17 protein-coding genes and 1 tRNA gene are annotated in these 25,944 nt (G+C 70.0%); 9 read left to right on the forward strand and 9 right to left on the reverse strand.

Annotated features, from left to right (window positions below; translation table 11 throughout):
* The first annotated feature begins 214 nt into the window (after positions 1-214).
* Both GF068_RS06495 and GF068_RS06500 read left to right on the forward strand, forming a co-directional pair.
* Positions 215-2,533, forward strand: coding sequence for a squalene/phytoene synthase family protein (locus tag GF068_RS06495; RefSeq protein WP_153818468.1), 2,319 nt, complete (start codon positions 215-217; stop codon positions 2,531-2,533).
* Positions 2,534-2,667: 134 nt separating this feature from the next.
* Complete coding sequence (locus GF068_RS06500) at positions 2,668-6,078, forward strand: FAD-dependent monooxygenase (RefSeq protein WP_153818469.1); 3,411 nt, start codon at positions 2,668-2,670, stop codon at positions 6,076-6,078.
* 51 nt (positions 6,079-6,129) lie between these two features.
* Here the strand turns inward: GF068_RS06500 and GF068_RS06505 are convergent, their stop codons facing one another.
* Positions 6,130-6,663, reverse strand: coding sequence for a tellurite resistance TerB family protein (locus GF068_RS06505; protein WP_170319335.1), 534 nt, complete (start codon positions 6,661-6,663; stop codon positions 6,130-6,132).
* 89 nt (positions 6,664-6,752) lie between these two features.
* Between GF068_RS06505 and GF068_RS06510 the strand changes: the two genes are divergently transcribed.
* Positions 6,753-8,504: an FG-GAP repeat protein gene (locus GF068_RS06510; RefSeq protein ID WP_153818471.1), complete on the forward strand. Its 1,752-nt coding sequence runs from the start codon at positions 6,753-6,755 to the stop codon at positions 8,502-8,504.
* Here the strand turns inward: GF068_RS06510 and GF068_RS06515 are convergent.
* Positions 8,458-8,889, reverse strand: a complete 432-nt coding sequence (locus tag GF068_RS06515) for an arsenate reductase ArsC (RefSeq protein ID WP_153818472.1) — start codon at positions 8,887-8,889, stop codon at positions 8,458-8,460. The two genes, GF068_RS06510 and GF068_RS06515, sit on opposite strands and share 47 nt — an antisense overlap.
* Before the next feature lie 17 nt (positions 8,890-8,906).
* On the reverse strand, positions 8,907-10,856 hold the full coding sequence (gene selB / locus GF068_RS46895; RefSeq protein ID WP_153818473.1) for a selenocysteine-specific translation elongation factor: 1,950 nt from the start codon (positions 10,854-10,856) through the stop codon (positions 8,907-8,909).
* A 46-nt stretch (positions 10,857-10,902) separates the two neighbouring features.
* Between selB and GF068_RS06525 the strand changes: the two genes are divergently transcribed.
* A tRNA-Sec gene (locus tag GF068_RS06525) sits at positions 10,903-10,997 on the forward strand.
* Positions 10,998-11,021: 24 nt separating this feature from the next.
* Here the strand turns inward: GF068_RS06525 and GF068_RS06530 are convergent.
* Together GF068_RS06530 and GF068_RS06535 are read right to left on the reverse strand one after the other, a co-directional pair.
* A complete protein-coding gene (locus GF068_RS06530) occupies positions 11,022-12,398 on the reverse strand; it encodes a sigma 54-interacting transcriptional regulator (RefSeq protein WP_338046255.1) in 1,377 nt (458 codons plus the stop codon).
* Between the two features lie 16 nt (positions 12,399-12,414).
* Entirely contained in the window at positions 12,415-13,509 is a 1,095-nt protein-coding gene (locus GF068_RS06535) for a protein kinase domain-containing protein (protein ID WP_170319336.1), read from the reverse strand.
* A gap of 187 nt (positions 13,510-13,696) precedes the next feature.
* Between GF068_RS06535 and GF068_RS06540 the strand changes: the two genes are divergently transcribed.
* From GF068_RS06540 to GF068_RS06550, 3 genes are read left to right on the forward strand one after another with little or no spacing between them, the layout of a single operon-like run.
* Positions 13,697-14,086, forward strand: coding sequence for a CesT family type III secretion system chaperone (locus GF068_RS06540; RefSeq protein WP_153818475.1), 390 nt, complete (start codon positions 13,697-13,699; stop codon positions 14,084-14,086).
* Positions 14,087-14,140: 54 nt separating this feature from the next.
* On the forward strand, positions 14,141-14,968 hold the full coding sequence (locus GF068_RS06545) for a PspA/IM30 family protein (protein WP_153818476.1): 828 nt from the start codon (positions 14,141-14,143) through the stop codon (positions 14,966-14,968).
* 16 nt (positions 14,969-14,984) lie between these two features.
* Positions 14,985-17,819, forward strand: a complete 2,835-nt coding sequence (locus GF068_RS06550; RefSeq protein ID WP_153818477.1) for a cation-translocating P-type ATPase — start codon at positions 14,985-14,987, stop codon at positions 17,817-17,819.
* 1 nt (position 17,820) lies between these two features.
* On the opposite strand, the gene GF068_RS06555 is transcribed toward GF068_RS06550, so the two are convergent.
* From GF068_RS06555 to GF068_RS06570, 4 genes are read right to left on the reverse strand one after another with little or no spacing between them, the layout of a single operon-like run.
* Positions 17,821-18,705 carry an Rpn family recombination-promoting nuclease/putative transposase gene (locus GF068_RS06555; protein ID WP_153818478.1) on the reverse strand — a complete coding sequence of 295 codons (885 nt, stop codon included), beginning with the start codon at positions 18,703-18,705 and terminating at the stop codon, positions 17,821-17,823.
* A gap of 9 nt (positions 18,706-18,714) precedes the next feature.
* Positions 18,715-21,144, reverse strand: a complete 2,430-nt coding sequence (locus GF068_RS06560) for a DEAD/DEAH box helicase (RefSeq protein ID WP_153818479.1) — start codon at positions 21,142-21,144, stop codon at positions 18,715-18,717.
* A complete protein-coding gene (locus GF068_RS06565) occupies positions 21,144-23,123 on the reverse strand; it encodes a phospholipase D-like domain-containing protein (RefSeq protein ID WP_153818480.1) in 1,980 nt (659 codons plus the stop codon). The genes GF068_RS06560 and GF068_RS06565 overlap by 1 nt, the downstream gene beginning before the upstream one ends.
* Positions 23,113-24,612: a hypothetical protein gene (locus GF068_RS06570; RefSeq protein ID WP_153818481.1), complete on the reverse strand. Its 1,500-nt coding sequence runs from the start codon at positions 24,610-24,612 to the stop codon at positions 23,113-23,115. The genes GF068_RS06565 and GF068_RS06570 overlap by 11 nt, the downstream gene beginning before the upstream one ends.
* 694 nt (positions 24,613-25,306) lie before the next feature.
* On the opposite strand from GF068_RS06570, the gene GF068_RS06580 reads away from it, so the two are divergent.
* Together GF068_RS06580 and GF068_RS06585 are read left to right on the forward strand one after the other, a co-directional pair.
* Complete coding sequence (locus GF068_RS06580) at positions 25,307-25,615, forward strand: hypothetical protein (RefSeq protein ID WP_153818482.1); 309 nt, start codon at positions 25,307-25,309, stop codon at positions 25,613-25,615.
* The gene (locus GF068_RS06585) at positions 25,612-25,875 is read left to right on the forward strand and encodes a hypothetical protein (RefSeq protein WP_153818483.1); all 264 of its coding nucleotides are present in this window, start codon (positions 25,612-25,614) and stop codon (positions 25,873-25,875) included. The genes GF068_RS06580 and GF068_RS06585 overlap by 4 nt, the downstream gene beginning before the upstream one ends.
* Positions 25,876-25,944: the final 69 nt, after the last annotated feature.

Genomic DNA, 25,944 nt, shown 5'->3' on the forward strand with positions numbered 1-25,944 from the left:
GGGCCGATGCGAAGTCGGGTTCGCGCTTTCACCGGACGGAGCACGAAAAAGCGAGCGATAAAAGACGACGGGCCCTTGACACGATTGCCCTTCGTGCGCCATGTACGGCCTCGCTGCAAAGCCGGAAGATCGACATGAACTACAAAACGGCAGCGCAGTACACAAACGCTTGTTTTTGACGCTTCGATTACTTCGTTAACGAACGAGGCCGCGGATGGCGAGGCATGACGTTTCCGGGCTCCGCGACGCGGGCGCGGCGGGGCTGCGGATTGGTTTGTCGGAGGACGGGAGCGGGGCCATGGCCGCCGCCATGGAGGCGCTCGCCGCGCAGCGGGTCGACGATCGCGATTTCTGCGTGCGGATGCTGCCTCGCGTCTCGCGGACGTTCGCGCTCTCGATCCTGTCCTTGCCCGAGGCGCTCTCCGATTCGCTCTGCGCCGCCTATCTCCTGTGCAGGGTCGTCGACAGCATCGAGGACGCGAATCCGATCACGCCGGAGACGCGCGCCTCGCTCTTCGATGCGTTCGACGCGCTCATGCGGGGAGAGGGAGGATCGCTCCCCGAATTCGAGGCCCGATTCGCGGACACGTCCATCGGCATGGCCGAGGCCGATCGCGCCCTCTGCAAGGGCGCCGGCGCGGTGTTCCGCGTGTTCCGCGCCCTGCCCGCCGCCGATCAGGAGGCGATCCGGCCGTGGGTGCTCGAGATGAGCCGGGGGATGCGTGATTATGCGAGCCGCGCGGACGCCGAGGGCATGACGCGGATCGTCGACGTTCCCGATCTCGAGCGGTATTGTTATTTCGTGGCCGGCACGGTGGGCGAGCTGCTCACCTCGCTCTTCGAGCGCGCCGTGCCCGGGGCGAGCGAGGAGGTCGTCGCTGCGGCGCGGAGCCGCGCGACACGTTTCGGGCTCGGCCTGCAGATGGTCAACGTGCTGAAGGACGTCGCGGAGGACCTCGATCGCGGCGCGTGTTTCCTCCCGGAAGACGTGCTCGCCCGTCACGGGGTTCGTCGGGACGCACTGCTCTCGCCGGAGGCGCGTGAAGGTGGCCTCGCGGCGGTGTCCGAGGTGTGCGCGATCGCGCGGGGGCACCTCGACGCGGCCGTCGAATACACGTTTTGCTGGCCGGGCCGCGAGGGCGCCGAGGTGCGCGCGTTCTGCGCGGTCCCGCTGGCGCTGGCGATCGCCACGCTGCGCGAGGTGGAGCGGGGCGAGGACACGCTCGTCCGCGGGCGCGAGCCGAAGATCGATAAACGCCTCGTGGCCGAGGTGCTCGCCGGCGCGCGGCGCGCGGCCGAGAGTGACGCGGCGCTCACGGCCCTGTTCGCACGCGCGGCGGAGGCCAGGCCGAGCGCGCCCGCGGGGGGATCCGGCCGCGTGACCATGCCGCTGCTCCGCGCGCGGAGGCCGCCGGTGCCGCCCGAGCGGCGCGCGTCGATGACGGTGATCCGCGGCGGCGCGGACGCGAAGAAGTCGAGCGGCGATGCCTCGCGGAGCGAGGCGCGGGCCCGCGAGGGGCGCGTGCTCGTCACGGGCGGCGCGGGGCACCTCGGGCAGAACCTCGTGCGGCGCCTCGTCGCCGAGGGCAAGGAGGTCCGCGTGCTCGTACGAGGCGCGCGGGGCGCGGCGACGCTCGCAGGTTTGCCCGTGGAGGTGGTGACGTGCGACGTGCGCGACGCGGACGCGCTCGGCGCGGCGACGCGCGGGATCGCGGAAGTCTATCACGCGGCGGCCCTCGTGGCCGAAGGGGACGAGCGATCGTTTTTCGAGACGAACGTGCTCGGCACACGCGCGCTGCTCGGCGCGTGTCGCGAGGCAGGCGTGCGGCGGGTCGTGGTGACGAGCTCGCTCGACGCCGTGCGATATGAGGATTCACGCGGCGCGCCGATCGACGAGGCGACGCCGCTCGACCCGTTCTCCGCGCACTCGCCGCACGCGCGGACGAAGGCGCTCGCGGAGCACGAATGCTTGAAGGCCGTGGCGGACGGGCTCGACGTGGTCGTGGTCGCGCCGACGACGCTGGTCGGGCCCTTCGACGATCGTCCGAGCCTGATCGGCCGCGCGCTCGTGGATCACGCGAACGGCAGGCTCCGCGCCTTCGCGCGTGGCGCGCTCCTGCTCACGGCGACGCGCGACGCGGTGGAGGCCCACGTCGGCGCGATGCGGAGCGGGCGCAAAGGGCAGAAGTACGTGGTCGCGACCGAGCTCGTGTCGATGGACGATCTGCTCTCGTTCTTCGAGGAAGCGAGCGCGCGGCGGCGCCCGTCGTTCGCCGTGCCGGCCCGGATCGTGGAGGCGCCCTTCGCGCGGAGATTCGCGGCGGCGCGGGTGCTCGGGGGCGAACGTCCGCCGGGCGCGCCTTCGCCCGCGTCCTCGCCGCGGCGCGCGGACACCTCGAAAGCAGAGCGCGAGCTCGGCTTCGTGCCGACGTGCGTGCGGAGCGCGATCTACGACGCGTACGCCGATTTCTTCCGGCGGGCGCTCGTGCCCGAAGGCCCCGCGTCGCGCGGGGCGCACGTCCCGCGGACGTGAGCACGAATGGACGGGAGGCCTTGACGGCGCGTGGTTCGTCCGCGCGCCTTTGAAGGCCTCGCGAGTGATCGGGGGGGACCAGTTCTGCATGCCGCCGGCGGGCGCCGGGGCGACGGAGACGAACGAGGTCCTGCATGAATGGGAAGGCAGAGAGGATCGACTACGACATCGCCGTGATCGGCGCCGGTCCGGTCGGATGCGTGTCGGCGCTCGCGTTCGCAAGGCGAGGCGCACGGGTGCTCTTGCTCGAGTCGAACCCGCGCGCGGTCGAGAGGCTCGCCGGCGAGTGGTTGCACCCGCCCGCCGTGGACATCCTGCGCGGGCTCGGCGTGGATCTGCGGGCGAACACGACGTACGAGACGGGCCGCGGGTTCGTCCTGTACCCCGACGACGGCACGACGCCGATCGCGCTGCCTTATCGCGCCGGCAACGTCGGGCACGCCATCGAGCACGCGCGGCTCGTCGAGCGGCTGCGCGAGCACGCGAGCGGCGAGGGGCTCATCGATTACCAGCCAGGCTCCCGCGCGACGAACATCGTCGAGAAGGCGCTCTCGTACCAGCAGAAGGGCGGCGCCACGCGGACGATCCGCGCCGGGCTCGTCGTCGGCGCGAGCGGGCGGAGCGGCGTGGCGCACGCGGCGCTCTCGATCGACCGGAGCGCGGCGACGTACTCGCGTATGGCGGGCCTCCTGCTCGAAGGCGTACGGATGCCGCTCGAAGGGCACGGCCACGTCTTCCTCGGCGGCCCGGGGCCGGCGCTCGCGTATCGGATCGACGATCGGCGCGTGCGCCTCTGCCTCGACGTGCCCCTCTCGATGCGCGTGCAGCGCAGCAAGGCGGCGACGCTCTGGGACGCCTACGCGCACGTCCTGCCCGAGGCGCTGCGGCCGGCGTTCCGGCGCGCGCTCGAGGCGGGCGAGATCGCGTGGGCGACGAACCAGATCCGCCCGCGCGTCGATTACGGCCGCGAGGGGCTCGCGCTCGTGGGCGACGCGGTGGGCCACCACCACCCGCTCACGGCGCTCGGCATGACGCTCGGCTTCCAGGACGCGATCGCGCTCTCCGAGGCGAAGAGCTTCCGCGCCTACAGCCGCGGTCGCGCGATCGGGAGCCGCGCGCCGGAGATGCTCGCGGTCGCGCTCTACGAGGTCTTCGCCGACACGTCGGACGAGACGGCGGCGATCCGCAGCGGGATTTACGACCTCTGGCGCGAGCAACCCGCGGAGCGGATGCGCACGATGAGCTTCCTCTCGTGCGAGGACACGAACGCGCTCCATTTCGGCCGCTCGTTCCTCAAGGCGCTGCTCCGCGCGTCCTCCGCGATCGTGCGCGACGGCGTGGTCCGGCGGGATCCGCGGCACGCGGCGGGCGTGGCGGGTGAGCTCGGCATGCGCCTGCAATGGATGATGCGCGCGACGTTGCACCTCGCGCCGGCCGAGCCGACGCGTGATTTTCCGCGCTCGGCCGAGGATCGATACGGCGCGGCGCTGAAAGCCGCCGCGGGGCGGGCCGAGGTCCTCGAGCACCCCGCGGCCGAGCGCGCGACGCGGCTCGGGAAAACGCGGCTCGAGCCGAGGACGGCGCTCGCGCGGGGCGTCCGCGCGCTCGCGCGTGAGCAGGCCGAAGACGGGTCGTGGGAGGGCGAGGTCGTCTGGAACCCGATGCTCGCGGCGCAATACGTCCTCGCGTGCCACGTGATGGGCGAGCCGATCGATCCGGTGCGCCGCGAGCGGCTCCTCTTGCATTTCGCGCGGACGCGTTTGCCCGATGGAACGTGGGGCATGCACGAGCTCTCGCAGCCTTACCTGTTCGTCACGACGCTCGTGTACGTGGCGGCGCGCGTGCTCGGCGTACCGGCGGACGACGCGCTCGTGGCGAAGGGGCTCGTGTTCATTCGTGAACAGGGCGGAGCTTCGGCGATCCCGACCTGGGGCAAGCTGTGGCTCGCGCTGTGTGGTCTTTATGCCTGGGAGGGCGTGCCGAAGGTGCTGCCCGAGGCGTGGCTCTTGCCGCGATCGTGGGCGCTCCACCCGTCGAAGTATTATTGCCACACGCGGTACATCTACCTCGGCATGTCGCTGCTCGTCGCGGCGAAGCGGAGCGCGCCCGAGACGGCGCTCACGCGGGCGCTGCGCGACGAGCTGTACCCGCAGGGGTTTGGCGCGGTCGATTTCGCGGCGGCGCGAAGGCAGCGGCGCGCGGCGGAGCTCCACACGCCGCCGAGCCTCGCGCTCGAATTCGCGTATCAGGCCTTCGAGGTCGTCGATCGGGTGCGTTCGGCGAAATCGCGGACGGGCCTGCTCTCGGCGCTCCGCGAGGAGGTGCGCTTCGATCTGCGCACGAGCGGCCACACCGGATTGTCGCCGGTGAGCGGGCTGCTCGGGATCCTGGCGCTCTGGATGCACGACCCGCAGGACCCGGACGCGCGCATGGCGCTCGAGCGGTTCGAGGGCTGGATCTGGGAGGACGACACCGACGGCGCGCGGGTCGCCGGGGCGCGCAGCGCGACGTGGGATACGTCCTTCGCGGCGCAGGCGCTCGTGGCGGCGTCGAGGCACGTGGACGTGTCCGAGGCGCTCGCGCGGGCGGATCGATTCCTCGAAGACCAGCAGATCCGCGAGGCGAGCGAGGACGCGGCGGCGCACGACAGGCTCGATCCGCGCGGCGGGTATTGCTTCGCCGGGGTCTGGCACGGGTGGCCGGTGAGTGATTGCACGGCGGAGGCGATGCTCGCGCGGCTGGAATCACCTCACTCGAAGGCCTCGGCCGAGGACATGGCGGCGGCCGTGCGATTCGTGCTCCGGTGCCAGAACCCGGACGGCTCGTTCGGCAGCTACGAGGCGCGGCGCACGCGTTTGCCGCTCGAATGGCTGAACCCGGCGGAGATGTTCGGGGACTCGATGAGCGAGGACGCGTACGTCGAATGCACGGCCTCGTGTATCGCGGCGCTCGCGGCGTTCCAGGAGCATCACCCCGAGCTCTTGCGGAGCGAGGTAGATATCGCGATCCGGCGAGCCGCGGCGCGCCTGCGGGCCCTCCAGCGGGCGGACGGCTCGTTCCCGGCGGCGTGGGGCGTGTGTTTCATTTATGGCACGATGTTCGGCGTGCGGGGCCTGCTCGCGGCGGGCGCGCCGCCGCACGACCACGCCATTCGCAAGGCATGCGCGTGGATCAAGGCGCGACAGCAGCCGGACGGCGGCTGGGGTGAGCACCACGAGAGCGCGATCGTCGGGCAATACCGCGAAAACGCCCGGAGCCAGGTGATCCAGACGGCCTGGGCGATCACGGCGCTGCTCGAGGCGAAGGATCCGGACTGGGACGCGATCGATCGTGGAGCGCGTTTCCTCGCCTCCGCGCAACGCGACGACGGGACCTGGCCCGCCGAGGAGCCCGCCGGCATCTTCTTCCGCACGGCGCTGCTGCATTACACGCTGTACAAGAGCTACTTCCCGATCGCGTCGCTCGGCCTCTACGAGACCCGCAGGGCCGAACGTGAGGTCTGGGGTCGCGAGCGCGCGGCGGCGTTCGAGCCGGCGCTCGGCTGACGCCCCCCGTCTCCCCTCTCCCGCGGGCGGGAGAGGGGCCGGGGATGGGGGCTAGCCGTGCGCTTGCCCCATGATCTTGTGCAGCTCGTCGATCGAGAACCCGAACGCGCGCGCCAGCGCCTGCAGCGCGAGCCCTTCCTTCTGCCCCACGCCGCCGTCGAGCCACGCGACCGCCGACGCGACCAGCAACGTCGCGCGGCGCAGCTCCGGGTCCGGCAGGATCTCCGCGATAGCTCGGGCGCGGGCCTCGATCCCCTCGGAGGCGCGGCCTTGTGCTTCGTTCGCCATCGCGGCGAGCTGGTCCGCGTCGAACTTGTTCTCCGTGAGCGCCCCGACGCGCTCGACGACCCGCTCGGATTCGCTGCTCGTGTAACGCCCGTCGGCTGCCGCGACGAGGTAGGCGGCCTCCACGAGCGCGCCGATCTGGGCGCCCACGTGCGCCTCCTCGGCGGCGTCCCTCGCCTCGGCCTCGGCCTTCGCGGCGGCCTCGCGCTCGAGCATTTCCTTGTACGCGTTCGCCTGCGCGAGGGCCTCTTGCACCGCCGCGACGTTCCCCAGGCTCTGCAGCCGCTTCACTTCCGCCATGACGACCTCCCTTTCTTTCGCCGAGCGACCTTCGCACGCCAAAGGCGCCATTGTCCACGCCCTTCGCGATACGATACCCGCAAGAGCCCATGCCCACGCCTCGACCTCCGCTCTCCCCGTGGTTCGCCGCGCTCCTGCCCTTCGTGGCCTGTGATCCGGGCTCCGCGGCGCCGGAGCCCCTCGCCCGCGTCGCATCGCCGCTCGTCGCGACCGAGGAGGCCGATCTGCTCGCGCCCGACGGCGATCCGAGCGACTTCTTCGGCTCCTCCGTCGCGCTCTCGGGGGACACGGCGATCGTCGGCGCGCCCGACGAGGACACGAAAGGCACGGACGCGGGCGCGGCCTACGTGTTCGTTCGGACAAACGGATCCTGGCAAGAGCAGCAGAAGCTCGTGGCGAGCGACGGAGGGCCCGGCCAATGGTTCGGGCGCGCGGTGGCGATCGAGGGGGACGTGGCCGTCGTCGGCGCGCCGAGGGGCCAAGGCGCCGTGCCGGGCTCGGGCGCGGCCTACGTGTTCGTCCGGACGAACGGCACATGGGAGGAGCAGCAGAAGGTGTTCGGGGCCGACGGAGAGCCCGGCGACACGATGGGCCAGGCGGTCGCGCTCGCAGGCGGGGCGCTCGCCCTGGGCGCGCCGTCCGAGAACACGAAAGGCGCGGACGCGGGGGCGGTGTACGTATTCGTCGAGAATGGGGGCACGTTCACGCAGCAAAAGAAGCTCCTCTCGGCCGACGGGCAGGCGGGTGATCGCCTGGGGGCGTCGGTCGGTTTTTCCGGGCAGACCGTCCTCGCGGGCGCGCCGGGGGACGACGACGCGGGCACGGACGCGGGCGCGGCCTATGTGTTCGTCGGCGGGGGGGCGGTGTGGAGCCAGCAGAAGAAGTTTGTCGCGGCAGACGGGCAGGCGGGGGACATTTTCGGGACGGCGGTGGCGCTCGAGGGAGACGTGGCGGTCGTGGGCGCGCCGCTCGCGAATGCGGCTGGAGGCGACGCGGGGGCGGGATACGTCTTCACGCGCGCCGGGCTCACGTGGGCGAATGCGGGCAAGCTCGTGCCGGCGGCGCTCGGTGCGGACGACCGGCTGGGGACGAGCGTGGCGATCACCGAGGGTCGGGTGATCCTGGGCGCGCTGCTCGACGATACGAATGGCTCGAACGCGGGCGCGGCGTACGTCTTCACGGAGAGCGGCGCCGGGTGGTCCGAGGAGCTTTTGCTCGTGGCGGGCGACGGGACGGCGGGCGACGCCTTCGGGTTTTCGGTGGCCATCGACGGGGACACGGCCCTCGTGGGCGCCTACCTCGAGGACGACGCGGGGACAAACGCGGGAGCGGCCTATGTGTTCGTCCTGAAAAGCGAAGCGGGGGAGCCTTGTGACGTGGCCGCGTCGTGCGCGAGTGGTTTCTGCGTGGATGGCGTGTGTTGCGACAGCGCTTGTGATCTCGGCGCGTGTGACGCGTGCTCCGTGGCCGCGGGCGCGAGCGTGGATGGGGCGTGCGCCGTCCTCACGGGGAATCCGTGCGACGACGGGGACGCCTGCACGACGGGAGATACCTGCGCAGAGGGCGTGTGCACGAGCGGCCCGCCCAAGGATTGTGGTGGGGGCGCGTGCATGGACGGTCAATGCATGACGGAATCGGACGCGGGCGCAGATGCGGACGCGGGAGCGGATGCAGGCGCGGACGCGGGAGCCGGAGCCGACGAAGCCGTCCTCGTCACCGGCGGCGCTTGCCGGACGAGCGGCGGTGCCGACGGGCGCCCCGGCTGGTTTTTCCTGACGCTCCTCGCGGCCGCGCTCAGGCGGACGTCTCGCTCCGGTCGAGGATCGCCGCGAGCGACGTGAGCTGCTCCTTGATCTCGTCACGCGCGCGGCGGAATCGCGCCCGCATCTCCTCGGGATCGACGTCCGGGTCGTCGCTCGCCGGATCGTCGATCGGCAAGTAATAGTGCTGCTTGCCGCTCAGGGTCGCGGGACAAACCTCCTCGGCGCAGAGCCGGATCACCGTGTCCACGGAGTCGGGGTCGATCGTCCCCACGAATTTCGAGCTCTGTCCGCCGAGATCGACACCGATTTCCCGGCAGACCTGGATCGCCCACGGGCTCACGTGGGAGGGCTCGCTGCCCGCGCTCTGCACGCGGACGCCGTCGCCGAAGATCACCCGCCCGAGCCCCTCGGCCATCTGGCTACGCGCAGAGTTCTTCACGCACAAAAAGAGGACCGAGCGCATTCGTGGCCTTTGAAACGTCATTTTCCCCTCACCCGGCTGTCATCGGCCTCGCGCCGCGTGATCCCCTCCCGATCGAAGAGCTCGAGCAGCGGGATCGCCTGCCTCCGCCCGAGGCCCGAGAGCTCCTTGAAATCGGCGATCGACATGCGGCCCCGATGGTCGAGGTGCTCCTTCACCTTGGCGCGTAATACATCGATATCGGCACGGAAAAACCAGAGCTCGCCGGCGTGCGTCGCGTGCCCCTCGCGCACGAGCTTCGCCAGGATCGCCTTGACCTCCTTGGGAGAAGCGCCCGAGGCCTCCTTGACGCCGAACTCGGTCAAACCCTTGAGCTTCGCGCTCTCCAGCGCCGAGAGCGCCGCGCCGACCGCGCCGAGGGCGCCCGAGGCCGGCGCGGACGCGACGTGCGGGGCACGCACGACGTCACCCTCGACCACGATCGGCTCGCCCACGACGCTCCCGCTCTTCGAGGCGGCGAGCTTGATGATCTCGTCGGCCGCCTCGGCCCCCGCGCGTGCGGCGAGACGCGCCCGCAGGGTCTCGAGGACCATGCCTCGATCGAGCGGGTTCTTCTTCTGATGCGCGGCCACGAGCCCACGCGCCTCCACCGCGAGCTCGACGAGCGCAGCCCGCGGCATCCAGCCCATCCGCTTGATCCGCGCGAGCTCGCCCTTGTCGCCGAGCTTGTCCGCCGCGCGCTCGAGCTCGGCCGCAGGCAAGGAGAAGCGCGAGGGCAAGACGTCCCGCGGGAGCGGGCGCGGCGAGGATTCGAGGGCGAGCGCGCGCATCACCGCTTGCGGCTCGCGCGAGACGAAGAGGGCTTCGAGCACGGCGAGGCGCGCGGCGCGGCCACGCTTGCGGAGGACCCTGGGCGGGCGCGCGTCGAGGACCTCGCCGCCGCCGAGCACGGCGCCCGAAGGCCCGTCGACGTCCGAGCCTCGCAGGACGAAGCGATCGCCGCCCACGACCGCGAGCGCGTCGGCGAGGCGCAAGCGCGCGAGGCGGCGGCCGTCCTCGAGCTCCTCGCCGAGCAGGTCGAGCTTGCCCGAGGAGCGCGCCGTGCCGATGTACACGGAGACGCCCATCCCGCTGCGCACGGGGGCCGTGGCGCGGAGCGAGGCGTCGATGATGCGCGTGGGCACGACGCTGGGATCGTCGGTGACGAGATCCCCACGGTGCACGGACTCGAGCGGCAAACCCGCGAGGTTCAGGGCGAGGCGGGTCGGCGCCTCGGCGACGTCGACGCCGCGATCGTGGACGTGCAGGCCACGCGCGCTCGTCTTGTGGACCTCCCCCTCGGCGCTGCGCTCGCCCGCGCGGCCCGCGCCGACGACGAAGAGGGGCGCGCCGAGCGGGATCTTGCCCTCGACGAGCGTGCCCGTGACGACCGTGCCCGCGCCACGCACGGAGAAGACGCGGTCGACGCCGAGGCGGGCGCGTGGCGCGGCGGCGGGCGGCGGGAGCGTGATCAAGGCGCGCCGGACGGCGTCGCGCACCGCGTCGAGCCCCTCGCCCGTGCGCGCCGAGCAGAGCACGACCTCGGCCTGCATGCGGCCCGCGACGAGCTCCACGGCCTCGTCGCCGGCGAGGCGCGCGAGCTCCTCGCCCACGCGGTCCATCTTCGTCACGACCACGACGGCGCGGCGAATGCCGAGCAGCTCGCAGGCCGCGACGTGCTCGCGCGTCTGCGGCATGACGCCCTCGTCCGCGGCGACGACGAGCATCACGACCTCCATGCCGATCGCGCCGGCGATCATCGTGTGCACGAAGCGGCGGTGGCCGGGGACGTCGATGATGCTGACCTCCATGCCGTCCTCGAGCTTCCACGGCGCAAAGCCGAGCTCGATCGTGATGCCGCGGCGCTTCTCCTCGGGCAGGCGGTCGGTGTCGATGCCCGTCAGGGCGCGGACGAGGGTGGTCTTGCCGTGGTCGACGTGACCTGCGGTGCCGAGGACGAAGCGACGCACGGCGCGAGAGTAGCGTCACGGCAAGAACCCGGCTAGAAGGGCAGGTGGAAGCGCGCGGTCGGCTGGTGCCACCCCCGGTCTTCAAAATCGGCGCGGGGCAGTTCCGCTGTCCTGGGCAGGTTCGATTCCTGTGCGCTTCCGTCTTCTTTTCCGGCGCGCGGACGCTCAACCCTCGCCGGGATCCGTCTTGCCGTGGATGCCGTGCCGCTTGAGGTACGTGCGGACGTGGGCGCGCTCCATGCCGGCCCGGCGCGCGATCTCCGAGATGTTGCCCTTCGCCTCGTCGAAGAGCCCGGCGAAGTACTCGCGCTCGAACCGCGCGAGCACGTCGTGCTTGGCCTCCTGGAACGCCTTGCCCTTGAACGACCCGCCCGACGCGCTCGACACCGGGCCGCCGCTCGAGGGCGCGGGCCCCGCGACGTGTGGCTCGTGGATCTCCGTCAACGCGCCGAGGTGCGCCGCCACGTCGAGCTCCTCGCCCTCACCCCCGAGCGCGTACGCCACCGCGACGGCGTTCTTCAGCTCGCGCACGTTGCCCGGCCAGTCGTGGCGCATCAGCCGCTCCAGCGTCGAGTTCGACACCCGATCGAACGCGGCCTCGTCGCCGCCGAGATCCCGGAGCATGCGGCGCACGAGCACAGGGATGTCCTCGAGCCTCTGGCGCAGCGCCGGCAGCTCGACGCGCACCTGCGCCACGCGGAAGTAGAGGTCGCTCCGGAACGCGCCGGTGTTCACGGCCCGCACGAGATCCCGCCGCGTCGCCGCCAGCACGCGGACGTCGACCTCGCGATACGACGAGCCGCCCACGCTCTTGATGCGCCGCTCGGCCAGCGCGCGCAGGAGCTTCGGCTGCACCTCGATCGGCAGCTCGCCGAGCTCGTCGAGGAAGATCGTCCCGCCCTCGGCCTCCACGAACGGCGAGAGCCGCTTGTCGACCGCGCCGGTGAACGCGCCGCGCTCGTGGCCGAAGAGCGTCGCCTCCGCGAGGCTCGACGGGATCGAGCCGCAGTCGACCACCACGAACGGCTTCTTCGCCCGCGCGCTCGCCTGGTGGATCGCCTGCGCCACGACCTCCTTGCCCGTGCCCGTCTCGCCCGTGATCAGCACGGTGAGGTCCGTCGGCGCGACCTTCGAGAGCTTCTCGAAGATGCCGCGCATCCCGGCGCTCTGCGCGACGAGCGGGCCGAAGGCCGGGATCGCGGGCACGGTGATCCGCTCGGGCCGCGCCGGCTCGAACGAAAGCTCGGTCTCGCCGAGCCGGAGCTTGCAGGCCGCGAGCAGGTGGACCTCGCCGACGCGCACGCCGCCCGCGAACGTCCCGTTGCGGCTGCCGAGATCCCGCACGCGCACGCCCTGCTCGGTGGCCACGAGCTCGGCGTGCACCGCGCTGATCTTGGCGTCGTCGAGCACGATGCTGCACTGGGCGTTGCGGCCCACGATCACCGGCTCCGTGCCCACCTCCACCCAGCCCGCCTTGCCCGCCTTGATGCGGCCTCCGCGGACCTCGACCTTGTTTCGCGAAAGGACGGTCGCGTCGTTCACGGTCTCACCCGATTCGTCACCTGCCGGTCCCGCGTCCTCGCCCCGGCGCCAGGGGGACGTCGGGCAAAGGGCTCATCAGCGGCGTATCCACCGTCACCGTGGGTGGATGATCGACCCACGTCGGTTGATCGTCCTGGCTCCCCGCGAGGTCCGCCTCGTCCGCGACCGTCGGCGGATCGGGCGGGGGAAGCAGGTGCGACGACGGCTCCGGCGCCCGCACCGGCGGCGGCTGCGCCACGCGCCCGCCGGGCGCGAGCGTGCGCCACGCGTCGAGCGCCTCGAGCGCCAAGGCAAACCTGTCCTCGCGCTTGCGCGCGAGCGCGCGCTCGAGGAACCGCTCGATCCCCGCCGGCCAGCGGTCTCCCGTCGCCTCGGCCAGGCTCGGCGCTTGCCGCTCGAGCTTCATGGCCACGAGCAGCGCCGCCGTCGTCCCCTCGAAGGGCAGCCGCCCGGAGAGCGCGCGGAACGCGACGGCGCCGACCGCGTAGATGTCCGCCCGCTCGTCCGCCCGCGCGGCGCCGCGCACCTGCTCGGGCGCCATGTATGCGAACGAGCCCAGCGTCGCGTCGAAGGCCGTCAGCGTCGGCTCGTGTTGCTCGCCGTCGCCGCGCTTGAGCTTCGAGATCCCGAAGTCCAGGATCTTCGCGCGCTCGGGCCGCTCGGGGAACGCCGTGCGCTCGAGGAAGATGTTTCCGGGCTTCAGATCCCGATGGATCACGTCCGCCGCGTGCGCCGCGCAGAGGCCGCAGAGCACGTCCTCGATGATCGGGTAGACCTCGACGAAGGGCAGGTATTGCTCGCGCTTCAGCCGGTCGGCCAGGCTCTCGCCGTCGAGCTTCTCGAAGACCAGCAAATGCGCGCCGTCGGGCGTCAGGCCCACGTCGAGCAGGCTGCAGACGTACGGGCTCTGGATGGCGGAGGCGATCTTGGCCTCGCGCTGGAAGCGCTGCACGAGATCGGGCTTCACGGCGGCGCGGGCGAGGAGGACCTTGATGGCCACCTCACGCCCGGTGACGTCACTACGAGCAGCCCACACCTCGCCCATACCGCCGCGGCCGAGGAGGCGGGTCACTCGGTAGCCCGCGAGGATGTCGCCAGGGTGGATCGCCACGGACCGGGGGTTTGGGGGCGAAGCTCGGGTCATCCGAGCGGAGCCCCCAAGCGTTGACCTGCTGTCACGACCGTACCAGCGGAGGCCCGTTCATTGGAAGGAAGAAACGAGGTCGCGACGTACGGGCGTGAAATGTGTTCGGATCCCCTCGACCCTGCCTCGCACTGCCTGTACGCTCCGGCCGGCCATGCCGCGAACCGCCGAGGACGTAGAGAACTTCCTCCTCCAACTGAACCGCCACTTCGAGATCGATGGCGGGACTTACCTCGTCTCCGCAGGCGCGGAGATGCCGCCGATCGCGATCCGCGTGGCGCCGCCGATCCTGGCGGTGCGCGTCGCGATCGGCCCGCTGCCGAAGGATCCGGAGCATCAGAACAAGCTCTACCGTCGCTTGCTCGAGTACAACGCGACGGACCTGATGCACGCCGCCTATGGCATCGACGACCACACGGTCGTGCTCTCGGCCGCGTTGCCCATCGACAACCTCGACATCAACGAGCTCGAGGCGATCCTGAGCGACCTCGACCTCGCCTTGTCGAGCCACGTGCCGACGCTCCACGATCTCGCCACCACCTAGCTCACAAGCTCACCGATTTCGCGAGCCTAGCTCTCGGACGAGAGGCCAATCGAGATGGGAATTTTCGCGCGACTCGCCACGCTCATCAAGTCGAACCTGAACGACCTCATCAGCCGCTCGGAGGACCCCGAGAAGATGCTGAACCAGGTCGTCATCGACATGTCCAACCAGCTCATCGAGGCGAAGAAGCAGGTGGCCGTCTCGATCGCCGACGAGAAGCGTCTGGCCAAGCAGGCCGAGCAAGAGGCCGCGAACGCCGCCGAGTGGGAGCGGCGCGCGATGCTCGCGATCAAGGCCGGCGACGACAACCTCGCCAAGGAAGCGCTCGCCCGGAAGAAGGAGCACGACCAGCTCGCCGCGTCCTACAAGGACCAGTGGACGAAGCAAAAGCAAGCGGTCGAGCAGCTCAAGACGGCCCTCCGGCTCCTCAACAACAAGATCGAGGAGGCCAAGCGCAAGAAGAACGTCCTCATCGCGCGGAAGAAGCGCGCCGAGGCGCAGAAGGCCATCCAGGAGACGCTCTCCGGCCTGAACAACGCCTCCGCGTTCGAGACCTTCGATCGCATGTCGGCCAAGATCGACCAGATCGAGGCCGAGGCCGAGGCCGCGGGCGAGCTCCAGGAGCAGTACTCGGGCGACACGCTCGCGCACCGCTTCGGCCAGCTCGAGGCCACGGCAGGCGCCGAGGACGATCTTCTGGCGCTGAAGCGCAAGATGGGCGTCGCGCCGCCCGAGCCGCCGAAAGAGGTCGCCCCCGCGCAGGTGCGCGTCGCGGGCCCGGCCCCTGCCCCGCCGACGCAGGCGGAGCAAGACGAGCTCGCCGCCGCGCTCGCCGAGCTCGAAGCCGAAGAGCAACGCGAGCAAGCCCGCATGAAGCGCTAGCCGAATAGTACCTGCCATGAGTGAAGCTGGGACGACGGGCACGGGTTCCGTCCGCCCCCCCGAGCCGCGCACGCCTGCGAGCAAGACGCAGCCGCCCGCGGCCGGTGGGAAGGGCGGACCCGTTTACGCAGAGGACATCGACGGCCTGCTCGGTCGGCTCGGCGCGAGCTCGATCGACGGGCTCGACGAGGCCGAGGCCGCGGGGAGGCTCGCGAAGTACGGCAAGAACAGGCTCCCCGATCCGCCGCGGAAGAGCACGCTCCGGAGGCTGCTCGAGCAGTTCGCGAACCCGCTCGTCCTGACGCTGCTCGCCGCCGCCGCGATCGCGGTCGTCGTGGGCTTCACGGACCACGAGGGCGGGATCCTGAGCCGCTTCGGCGACGCGATCGCGATCCTGCTCATCGTCATCCTCAACGCGTTCCTCGGCTACTACCAGGAGCGCCGCGCGGAGGCCGCGCTCGACGCGCTGCAGAAGCTCACCGCGCCGGCCGCGCGCGTGCGTCGCGGCGGCAAGGTGAAGGTCATCCCGGCCGAGGAGGTGGTCCCCGGCGACCTGCTCGAGCTCGAGGCGGGTGACGCGATCGCGGCCGACGCGCGGCTCGTGCAGACGATCGACCTCGCGACCGAGGAGGCGGCGCTCACGGGCGAGAGCACGGCCTCGATGAAGGACGCGCTCGCGCCTGTCGGTGCCGACGCGCCGCTCGGCGATCGCGTGAACATGGTCTTCACGGGGACGACGGTCGTGCGCGGCAAGGCGCGCGCCGTCGTCACGACGACCGGCAGCGGCACGGAGCTCGGCCGGATCGGCGAGATGATCAGCTCCGTCGGCGAGACGAAGACGCCGCTCGAGGAGCGCCTCGAGGCGTTCGGCTCGACGATCCTGCGCGTCTGCCTGGTCCTCTCGGCGGTGCTGCTCGGCTGGGGCTTCCTGCGCGGCGGTCGGCCCTGGCACGAGCTCTTGCTCGAGGCCGTGAGCCTCGCGGTCGCCGCGATCCCCGAGGGTCTGCCTGCGATCACGACGATCACGCTCGCGCTCGGCATGCAGCGCATGGCGAAGCGCGGGGCCATCGTGCGCAAGCTGCCGGCGGTCGAGACGCTCGGCGCGGCGACGGTCATCGCCTCGGACAAGACCGGCACGCTCACGCAGAACGAGATGACCGTCCGCGTCGTGTACGCGGGCGGCAAGCGCTACCAGGTCACGGGCGAGGGGTACGACCCGGCGGGCGGGTTCCGGCATCACGAGGGAGAAATCGACCTCGAGCTCGACAAGCTCCCGGCGCCGCTCACCTACACGCTGGCCACGGCCGCGCTCTGCAACAACGCGCACCTCGAGCAGGACAAGGAGACGAAGAAGTGGCGCATCGTCGGTGATCCGACGGAGGGCGCGCTGCTCGCGCTCGCGGCGAAGGGCAACCTCGCCCGCGAGTCCGTCGCTCCTTCGCACCAGTTCGTCCACGAGCTGCCCTTCGACAGCGACCGCAAGCGCATGACGGTGATCACGCGCGACAAGAACGGCCGCGAGATCGCGCACGTGAAGGGCAGCGTCGACGTGCTGCTCCCGCTCTGCAGCAAGTACGCGACCGACGACGGCGTGCGTGGCATGACCGAGGAGGATCGGCGCACGGTGACGGCCGTCGCCGAGGAGATGAGCTCGCAGGCGCTGCGCGTGCTCGCGATCTGCCGCCGCGTGCGCAAGGACGTCGGGGAGGACGGCGACGTCGAGCGCGAGCTCACGTTCCTCGGCCTCGTGGGCATGATGGATCCGCCACGCGCGGGCGTGAAGGAGGCCGTCGCGACCTGCAAACGCGCCGGGATCCGCGCGGTCATGATCACCGGCGATCACAAGCTCACGGCGACGGCGATCGCCAAGGAGATCGGCCTCTGGGACGAGGGTGACGAGGCGATCACGGGCTCGGAGCTCGCGAAGATGAGCGACGAGGAGCTCGCGAAGCGCGTGGAGCACCTGCGCGTCTTCGCGCGGACGACGGCCGAGCAGAAGCTCCGCATCGTGCGGGCCTTCAAGGCGAAGGGCCACGTCGTGGCGATGACGGGCGACGGCGTGAACGACGCGCCGGCGCTGCGCGAGTCGCACATCGGCGTGGCGATGGGCCTCGGCGGCACGGACGTCGCGCGCCAGGCGGGCGACCTCGTGCTCGCGGACGACAACTTCGCCACGATCGTCGAGGCCGTGCGCGAGGGCCGCGCGATCTACCGCAACATCCAGAAGTTCATCTTCTTCTTGCTGTCGTCGAACATGGGCCTGCTCGTGGCCGTGTTCGTGGTCTCGTTCGTCGGCAAGTGGCCGCCCCTGACGCCGCTCATGATCCTCTGGATCAACCTCGTCACGAACGGCCTTCCGGCGCTGGCGCTGGGCATCGATCCGCCGGACCCGCACCTCATGCGCGAGCCGCCGCGCGACACGAGCGAGGGCCTGCTGAACCGCCGCGACTACCTGGGGATCCTCTACGTCGGCGGCATCATGGGCCTCGCCGCGATCGCGCTCTACATCCTCTCGCCGCAGGACGAAGAGGGCCTGCTCCGCACGCGCGCGCTCGCGTTCTCGCTGCTCGCGCTCTCGCCGCTCTTCCACGCGTGGAGCTGCCGGAGCCCGATCCTCTCGGCGCTCTCGTCGAAGCCACTCGTGAGCCTGCCGCTCGTGCTCGCGTGCCTGACGAGCGCGGCGATCCACTTCGTCGCGATCCTGGTGCCGAGCCTGCGCCCGGTCTTCCGCACCTACGCGATGGAAGCAAACGACTGGATGATGCTGCTCGGCCTCTCGGCCCTCGTGGTCCCGGCCGTGGAGATCGCGAAGGTCGTCTATCGGGCGATCCTCAAGCCGACCACCCGCTGAATCACGGCCAACGACGCTCGCGACGCAGGTGCGCGAGCAACGCTTCGAGCCCGGCTGCGTCGAACGCGGCGAGCTGGGCTCGGCGCGCGTCGTCGAGCTCGATACCGAGCACGTCACACGTCGCGACGATGCCCTGACGAATCCCCTCCTCGAGCCCTTCCCTACGCGCCAGCGAGAGCGCACCGCGCTCGTTCTGGATCGCCATGCCCGAGGCGATGTACGCGTCCCACTCCTCCCGCGTGAAGCTCGCCGTTCGAGCTGCCTCCAGGGCCGCCACGAGCGGCGGGTGCTGGAGTGAAGGCGGGATCATCGTCAGGTTGCGGGCTTCGCGGAAGAAGTACGCCCACTTCTCGACGAGCGTCTCGGGCTCTCGCGACGTGTCGTACTTGGGCAGTTCCAGGAAGACGAACTGAAGCTCGGGCAAGCCACGCACGCCGCTGGTCTGCTCCTGCATGCGCCACCGGCTGAGCATCGGGACCGCCGCGCCGTCCGTCTGTGGCCAGAGCTCGAAGTCGCAGATGCTGATGCCGATGACGTCGTCGAGTTCGGGGTAGTCGTCGCCGACCTCGAGCTGGTTCGTGTAGGCCTTGGCGACGTTGTAGACGACGCGTTTCTCGAAGGCCTCGACGTTGAGCACCTGCATCTCGACGACGTACGTGGTGCCGCGCGCGTCGACGCACTTCACGTCGACGATGGAGTACTTGAGCTCGCTCACCTTGGGGCGCTGCTCGGCCGGCAAGAACGAGACATCGGTGATGCGATGTGCGTAGTCGAGGCCGAGCACGTCGTTCAGGAAGCCGATGAGGGCGGACTTGTGCTCCTCGGTCCCGAAGATCCGCTGGAAGACGAAGTCGGTCTTGGGATCGGCGAAGACGGGGCGGGTCATGGGGATGTTCTAGCGTGGTCGCCCCAGAGTTCGAGGCGTGGGCTTCTGCGAGCGCCGTGACGGGGCGAAGGGTCGAAGGTCGATCATCACCTTCTCCCGCTCCTCGGGCGTCATCCGTCCTCGCTCCTCGACGACGTTCACGTCGGCGGCTCCCTCTTCGTCCTCCTCCGCAGGCCCTTTCAGGAGCGCCTTGCGTTTCGATCCGATGAGCACCTGAAACCACGCGTCCCGCTGCATGACGGTGTGGAAGATCCGCTCCTCGTAGGTGTCCTTCAGCAGGAAGAAGTGCACCTCGACGGGGCCCTCGGACTCCGTCTTTCGCCCCTTGCGATCGACGCGCCCCTCGCGCTGCTCCATCTTCGCGGGGTTCCACTCCACGTCGTAGTGGAGGACGTAACGGGTGTGGGCCTGGAGATCGATTCCCTCCTCGCCGACGCGGCTCACGAGGAGCACGAGCGGCGCGTAGGGCCGGTTGAAATTCTCGCGTCGCGCGTCGCGATTCTCGCTGGCCTGCTTACCATCAAACCGCGCGACGTAATCGTGGGCTGCGTACAGGTCGTCGATGTAGCGCCATTCTCGGCGCGCCTGCTCGACGGGATCGTCCTCTCCCTGCTCCGTGTCTTCGAAGATGCGTACGATCTTCGCGAGCTTTCCTCGCAGCTCGTCACCCACCTGTGTCCGCACGAATGCTCGTACGTCCGCGTCCGTCGGCCGCGCGCCGCGGCTCGGCTTCATCGACCTCGCGAGGTGCAGCAAGAAGAGCGGCTGCGCGCAATGCCTGGAGGCTCGGCGGAACATCGCGTCGACGAGATCCATCTTGTCCCCCGGCACCTCGTCCGCCGATGCGTCGAGCAGCACGCGCGTCCTGTCCAGGGCGTCTCGACCGAACTCCTTGCGTAGCTCGTCGTGCGTCACGCGGCGCTCCTCGTCGAGGGCTCTTCGGACGGCGGCTTGCGCTGCCGAGGGCTTCGCCCAGCCCGCGGCCCTCACTTGCTCCTCGACGAAGGGCTTTACGCGGTCTGCGACGACCTCCTCGAGCGCCGCCTTCAGCGCTCCGGCCGTGTACATCAGGGTGTTGAAGACGAGGATCTTGCTCAACGTCGCGCCGGGCTTGCTGCGCACCCTCTCGATCTGCCGGTCGAGGATGCCCCCTACCACGCTGCGGAGGGCGGCGATCTTCGGGTGGACGTGCCCCGTCGATCGCAGCCGTTCGAGGGCGGCTCGGGTTTCGACGGCGCGAGGCAGCCGCTCCTTGTTGAGAACGCGGCTCGCTTCGAGCTGCTCGTAACTCGAAAGGCATTGCCGCAGATCTCCTGCGACGAACGAACGAGCCTCCTCCCCCTTGTTCGCGGCCTGCTGCGCGTCCACGAGCACGTCACGAAGATGCAGGTAGACCCACGTGTCCTCCCCTTCGAGGGGGATGAGCGGGCTCTCCTGCACCACGGGACGCATATCGTCCAGCTTGTTGAATGCCCGGGCGACGTACCCGCCGTTCCTCTTCTCCGTCAGGGCATAACCACGGTGGTGCTGGTCCTTGACGTTGCGAATCAGGTAACGCCGCAAGAGCGCCTGCAAGCCCGGCGTCCCTGGGCGCTGCCCGCCGGACGCGTCACGCAGCCGCAGGTTGTTCAAGCACTCCACGATCTCCCTCCGGCCCGCGTCCGTGGGCAGGAAGGTGCGCTTGTTGTGGAAACGCCCGAGCATCCTCTCGTATCGGGCGAGCCCGTCTTCGATCTGGTCGAGGTCCTCCTCGCAGGCGCCCACGATGCGCAGCAGGTTGACCATTTCCTTGATCTCGAGCTGGAACGGCGTCGCCGTGAGCGCGAGCGTGAACCTCGCGAAGAGCCCGTCCCTCCGGCTCTCCACGGTCTGCTTGGGGAAAAAGACGCGGCTGTGCTTCGTGTGAAGCCCGGTGAAATGGTGCGCCTCGTCGACGATGACGACGTCCCAGACCGTCTGCCCGAGCCACCGCATAACCGAGGAAGCGTCGTGGGTTTTGCTCTCCGTGAGCAAGAGCGGCTTCACGACGTACATGCGGTTTCGAGGGACCACGCCGATCCCCTTACCGTCCCCGGGTCTCCGTATCTCCTCGACATTGCGGAGCATGTCACGGAAGCCCTTCCAGTCGGCCGTCGAGACGTATCGCTGAAAGCCCTCCTCGCCGTCCGTGCTCGTGATCTCTCGGGCCCACTTGCTCATGAGCGCCTGCTCGGCCACCACCAGCACGCGCTGAATGGGCTCTCGCGTGCCGCGGAAATGCCGCCATAGCAGCGCCGTGATCCCGAGCGCCTCGTACGTCTTTCCGCAACCGACCTCGTCCGCCAGCACAACACCGCTCTGCTCCCGCACGAGAAGCGCATCGAGCGCGGCGCGCACCGCGAGCATCTGATCGTCTGCATTGAGGTCGATGTGAGAAAGGAGCTCGTCGATATCCACCATCACGCGTGCTCCTCCAGCATCTCCACCACGCGTACGCGCAGGCTCCACACCTCGTCCAGGATGCCATGGCGATCGCCGCTCGTGAGCGGGACGCTCTCGAGCGCCGCGGCGAGCTTCGCCGGTTCGAGGGCGGCGAACGCGGCCGCCTTGTCGTCGTGCCGCTCTTCGACGGCCGAGACGACGCGCTCCACGTGCTCGGCGACCCGAGCCACGAAATACGTTCGCCGGATCCCCTCGATGGAGCCGGCGGACGCGGAATCGAGCGAGCGGCAAAGCTTCGCCGACCACCAACGCAACGCGAACCGTGACATCTTGCGCGCTTCGAGCCTGCGCAGGTGCCCGTCGAGCCCCGCCCGGACATGCCGGAAGAACTGATCGAGGGACGCCTGATGGCCCACTTGCACGCTCTTCTCTTCCCGGCGCGCGGCTTTCCAGGCCGCGATCTGCGCGTCGACCGCGGCGACGCGTTGCTCAGGCGTGGCGGCTTGTGCGAGCAGCGCATCCGCGGTGAACACCTCCGTCTCGATGATCAGGTTATCCCGGAGCCCGAGCGCCTCCTCGAACTTCACGTTGTACCCCTGAACCTGCGTATCGAGGACGCGGCCGTCGGCGCCCAGCGCCTCGACGCGGAGGGAGACCACGCGCAATCGCCGCTTTCCTGTCTCGGCGTCCTCCTCCTCGAGGGGAGCGTCCTCGATTTCGATACAGAAGGACCCCGTCCCGAGCCACTCGCTCTCGTGGAGCACGACATCCTCGCCGTCGATCGAGACGCGCAGGGTGCGGACCTTCTTGCTCCAGATCGCGCCGTGGACCGAAAGCACACGTGTCCTCGTGTCGTAAATCGCCTCGCCGACCTCGAAGAGTACCTCGGGCGCGGGCGGCGCGACATACGCCGGGGGCAAGGGCCCTCGATGACGCTGAAAGAGCCTGTCGATCTCGAACTCCTCGCGCACCGACTCGATGCTCGCCTGGGCCGCCGCGGTCGAGAGGACGAGGGCGCATTCGACGTTGCCCCCCTCGTCGGCGGACCGCAGGAGCGCCGCGTTCGTGAAATTCGGCGACCCCCAGAGCATCGTGGTCCTCCTCTTGCCGAAAACGACCACGATCTTGCCGTGCAACCGCCGCTCCTCCTCGCTGAACGCCTGGCCCCGAAGCGACACCTTGGCCCCGAGCTCCTGGAGGGCGAGGCGCGGCAAGGCGGTGGGCTCGTCAGGCTTCAAGGCATCCGTGCACAAAGTCATTCGCGGCACGGGCGCGCGCGGCGCCCACGGGAGCCCTCCTCCGAGCGCGTGACGCAAGAGCGAGTCCGCCTCCTCCACGACAGGAGCGTCGGCCTCGAGGAAGGGGCTCACGACGAGCAGATGCTCCACGGCGTCACTCCCGTGGATGTCACACACCTGCTGCCAGATCGGCCCCGCGTAGGAATGCACGAAGCGCACATCGGGGCCGCGGCGCGGCGCGTCCGGGAGCTCATCCAGGACGATACGGGCTTGCATCACGGCGTCACGCACACGACCTGCGGAGTCCTCCCCTACCAGCAACCTCTCCACGATGTCGTCGAGAAACTCCAGAATACCGGCGAGGACATCCGGCGGCGCGGGGCGCTCGGCGTCCCGCGAGAACACGAGTGGCGTGAGCAGTTCGAGGTTCCGCCTGAGCCCTCCCTCCGTCAAGTTGGCGCTCCCGAGGGCGACGAACACGGCGTCCTCGCGAACCGCGAGGAAGAGCTTGGGATGAAAGACCCCGCGTCTTTTCCGGACCGGGAGCACCTTGACCCAGTGGGCCGTACCCTTGTGGACATTGGGACCGCCGGCGATGACGAGCGGTTGCCGCAGCCCGTACTTCTCGATGAGGCGCTTCCACACCTTCTCGTTCGCAAGGTCCCCGTCGTACCCGAACGAGAGCGCGAGCGCGTGAGTGATCTCGCTGCCCTGCGCAAAACGATCGAGCTCGTCGAAGAGCTTGATTTCACGTTTCATCGGCGACGTCCTCCGGATCGAGAGCGAGGTCCGCGGCGAGCTGGCCGAGCTGCGCGAAGCGGAGCGAGTGGAGGAGCAACCGGAGCGGGCGCGGGGACCGTTTCATGACCTCGTCCCCGTCAATCACCACCCACTCTCCTTTTCCCTTCTTCGCCGACACCTGGGCGTGATGCTCGACCAGCTCGGGCAGGAGTTGCCCGATCATATCCCCCGCGCGCTCGCGCGTCGCCCCACGTGCCCACACGAGGACACGCTCGACGATGGGGGGGCATTCCTCGCCCAACCAATCCACGTAACGATCGACCATCCCGAGGCGCAAGAGGAGCTCGGTCGCGAGCATGCCCACCTCGGACCATGGCCGCGCCACGGATGCGTCGAGGAGCTCATTGGCGATTTTCGTGGGTGAATCCTGCCGGGCGGCCCAGGTGGCGGCGCGCGCGGCATTAAAATCCCGCCCCGCGCGCGCGGCAATCGCCCTGCGCCAGGATGAAAGAGAGATGCGCCCCTCCTCCATGGCGGGGTCGAGCGCCGACTTGAACAACGCATTGAGGCCGAGGGCCACGAGCTGATAGGCGCCCGCGGCCTGGATGGGGCGCAATCGATTCGACGGGGCTCGCTCGAGCGCGGGCCGAAGGATCTCCCAGTTCGATCGGGTCTCGCGCTCGCCCCCCTCGTTCGTCGCTCCTTCGTCGCCGTCCGTCACGGCCTCCTCGTCGGTGGCATCTTCCCCCGTAGAACCACGCTTCAAGAGGCCGTGCTCGAAGAGGATCTGCACGGTGTCGCGGCGTCTCTGCGCGTCTTGCTCCGCCGCGTCCCCGAACAACGCGCCGACGAGATAGCGCCGCTCGTGAGCCCCGGGGGCATGGGTCAAGCAAAGCCGCTCCGCCACGCCCTCGATCGTGCCGCGGCGCTTCTGCGTCCGCGCGCCGCCCTCGAGCGCCCAGGCCACGACGCTCTCGTCCACGCGGCTGATTTGCTTGGCGAGCCGCTCGCCTCGATCCGTCAGGTGGAGGCCGAGCCCGTCGTCGAAGTCGTCCTCCTCGATGAGACCGAGGCTCGCGAGCGACGTGCGGTAGAGGCGCAGCGCGCCGCTCGACGGTTGGTTCTTGAGGATCTTCGTCGGCAGCTCCCAGAGCCCGGCGCCGCGGCGTTCGCTGACGAATCGCCGGCCACGACGGCGACCGATGTAACTGCACCGCTTGGGATCGTCCTCGTGCTTCAGGGCCTCGCATAACACGAGGAGGCGCTCGAGCCGGAGCACGCGCTCGAGGTGCGTACGCTTCGACTCCGCCGCCTGCGCACGGTCGAGGGCCCAGCAAAGAAACGTGTAGTAACGCGCCCGTGAGGTGAAGACGTTGAGGCCGGGGAGCAGCCCATCCGCCTGCTCCATGGCGCGCGCCTGGAGCCCCAGGGGGTCGCGGCTCGACGGTGGGGAATCGAGCTTGACCAACCAGGAGGGCAGGAACGTCGAGATGGATTCGTCGAGCATCCAGGTGCGACGCTAGCACGGTCGAACTTTCAGGAGATTTTCTTTAGATATTCGCGTGTTAGTGACACTCCATGGTCCTCCGCGCGACGCTTCTTCGATGTTTCATCACGCCCCCTGCCCCTCCCATCGTCCCACCGCCCCCACGTAACCCCGACGCGCGCGTCTCCGAACCTTCGATCCCCCGCGCGCGCCCCTCGGTGCTGATCAAGATCGGGCCCGACTGATCAAGTTCGGCGATCGGCCGTAGCGGGCCGCGATTTCGGCGCGTAGGTTCGGCGGTGCCTGAAAAGGCGAGGCCCCGGAAGGTCTGCCAACCCCCGGAGCCTCTCGACCGCAACCTCTCACCGGAGGTCACGATCGTGACGCTCACCCTAGTTCGTCCTTCGCGCGAAGGGCAAGACGGCGGACGTGCGCCCCGTCGCGCCCATCACCTTCTCCTGTCCGATCAAGAGCAAGCGCGCGTCCGCGCCGCCCTGAAGAACCTTCGCCGCGCCTACGGGACGTGGGCTTGTCTTGCGGAGGTCATGGGCGTCTCGGCGTCCACGCTTCGGCTCATCGCCTACCGCTCGAACCGCGCAACCCACACGATCGCGGCGCGCGCCGCCCGTGCCGGGGGCACGACGCTCGACCGTCTCCTCGCGCCGCTTTCCGCGGCTGACGTCTGCCCGACGTGCGGGCGGAAGGGAGGCGCGTCGTGATGGCCGCTCCCCTCTACCCGGGCGGCCTGGTCGAGATCCAGCGCTCGAACCTCCGCGCCTTGCTGCGTCACCTCTTCCGCGAGAAGGGCACGTGGATCGCCGTGGTGCACAAGCTCGGCTTCCGCCGCTCGGTCGTGCTCGCCTTCCTGGACGGGACGAACCCCGGCAACATGGCGCTCGCGCGGAGCATCGCGCGCGCCGTGGGACTCTCGCTCGATGACGCGCTCTCGGGCAAGGCGCCGCCCCGCAAGGCGCCCGCGCTGGTCCTTGTGTCCTCCCCTCGCCGGAAGGGAGGCGCCTCGTGACCGAGCACGACCAGGACCAGGCCCCGGAGAGCCTGCCCGCGGTGCTCTCGACCGAGCAGGCGGATCGCGTGCGGAAGGCTCTCGCGCCCGTCGTCGCCTCGCGCGGCTTGTGGAAGATGGCCGACGCGATCGGCTACGCGCCGATGTACGTGCAGGCGTTCCTCCGCGGGCAACTCGCCTGCACGCTGCACTTCGCCACGGGCGTCGCGCACGCGCTCGACGTCGATCTCGACGCCCTGGTGCGAGGGGGTGAGCCGTGATCCGGTACCACCAACCCCCGGGCGGGGGCGCGCCGATCGTCATAGCTGACGCGGATGAGGTGGTTCGGC

The organism is Polyangium spumosum (assembly GCF_009649845.1).
GTDB lineage: Bacteria > Myxococcota_A > Polyangia > Polyangiales > Polyangiaceae > Polyangium > Polyangium spumosum.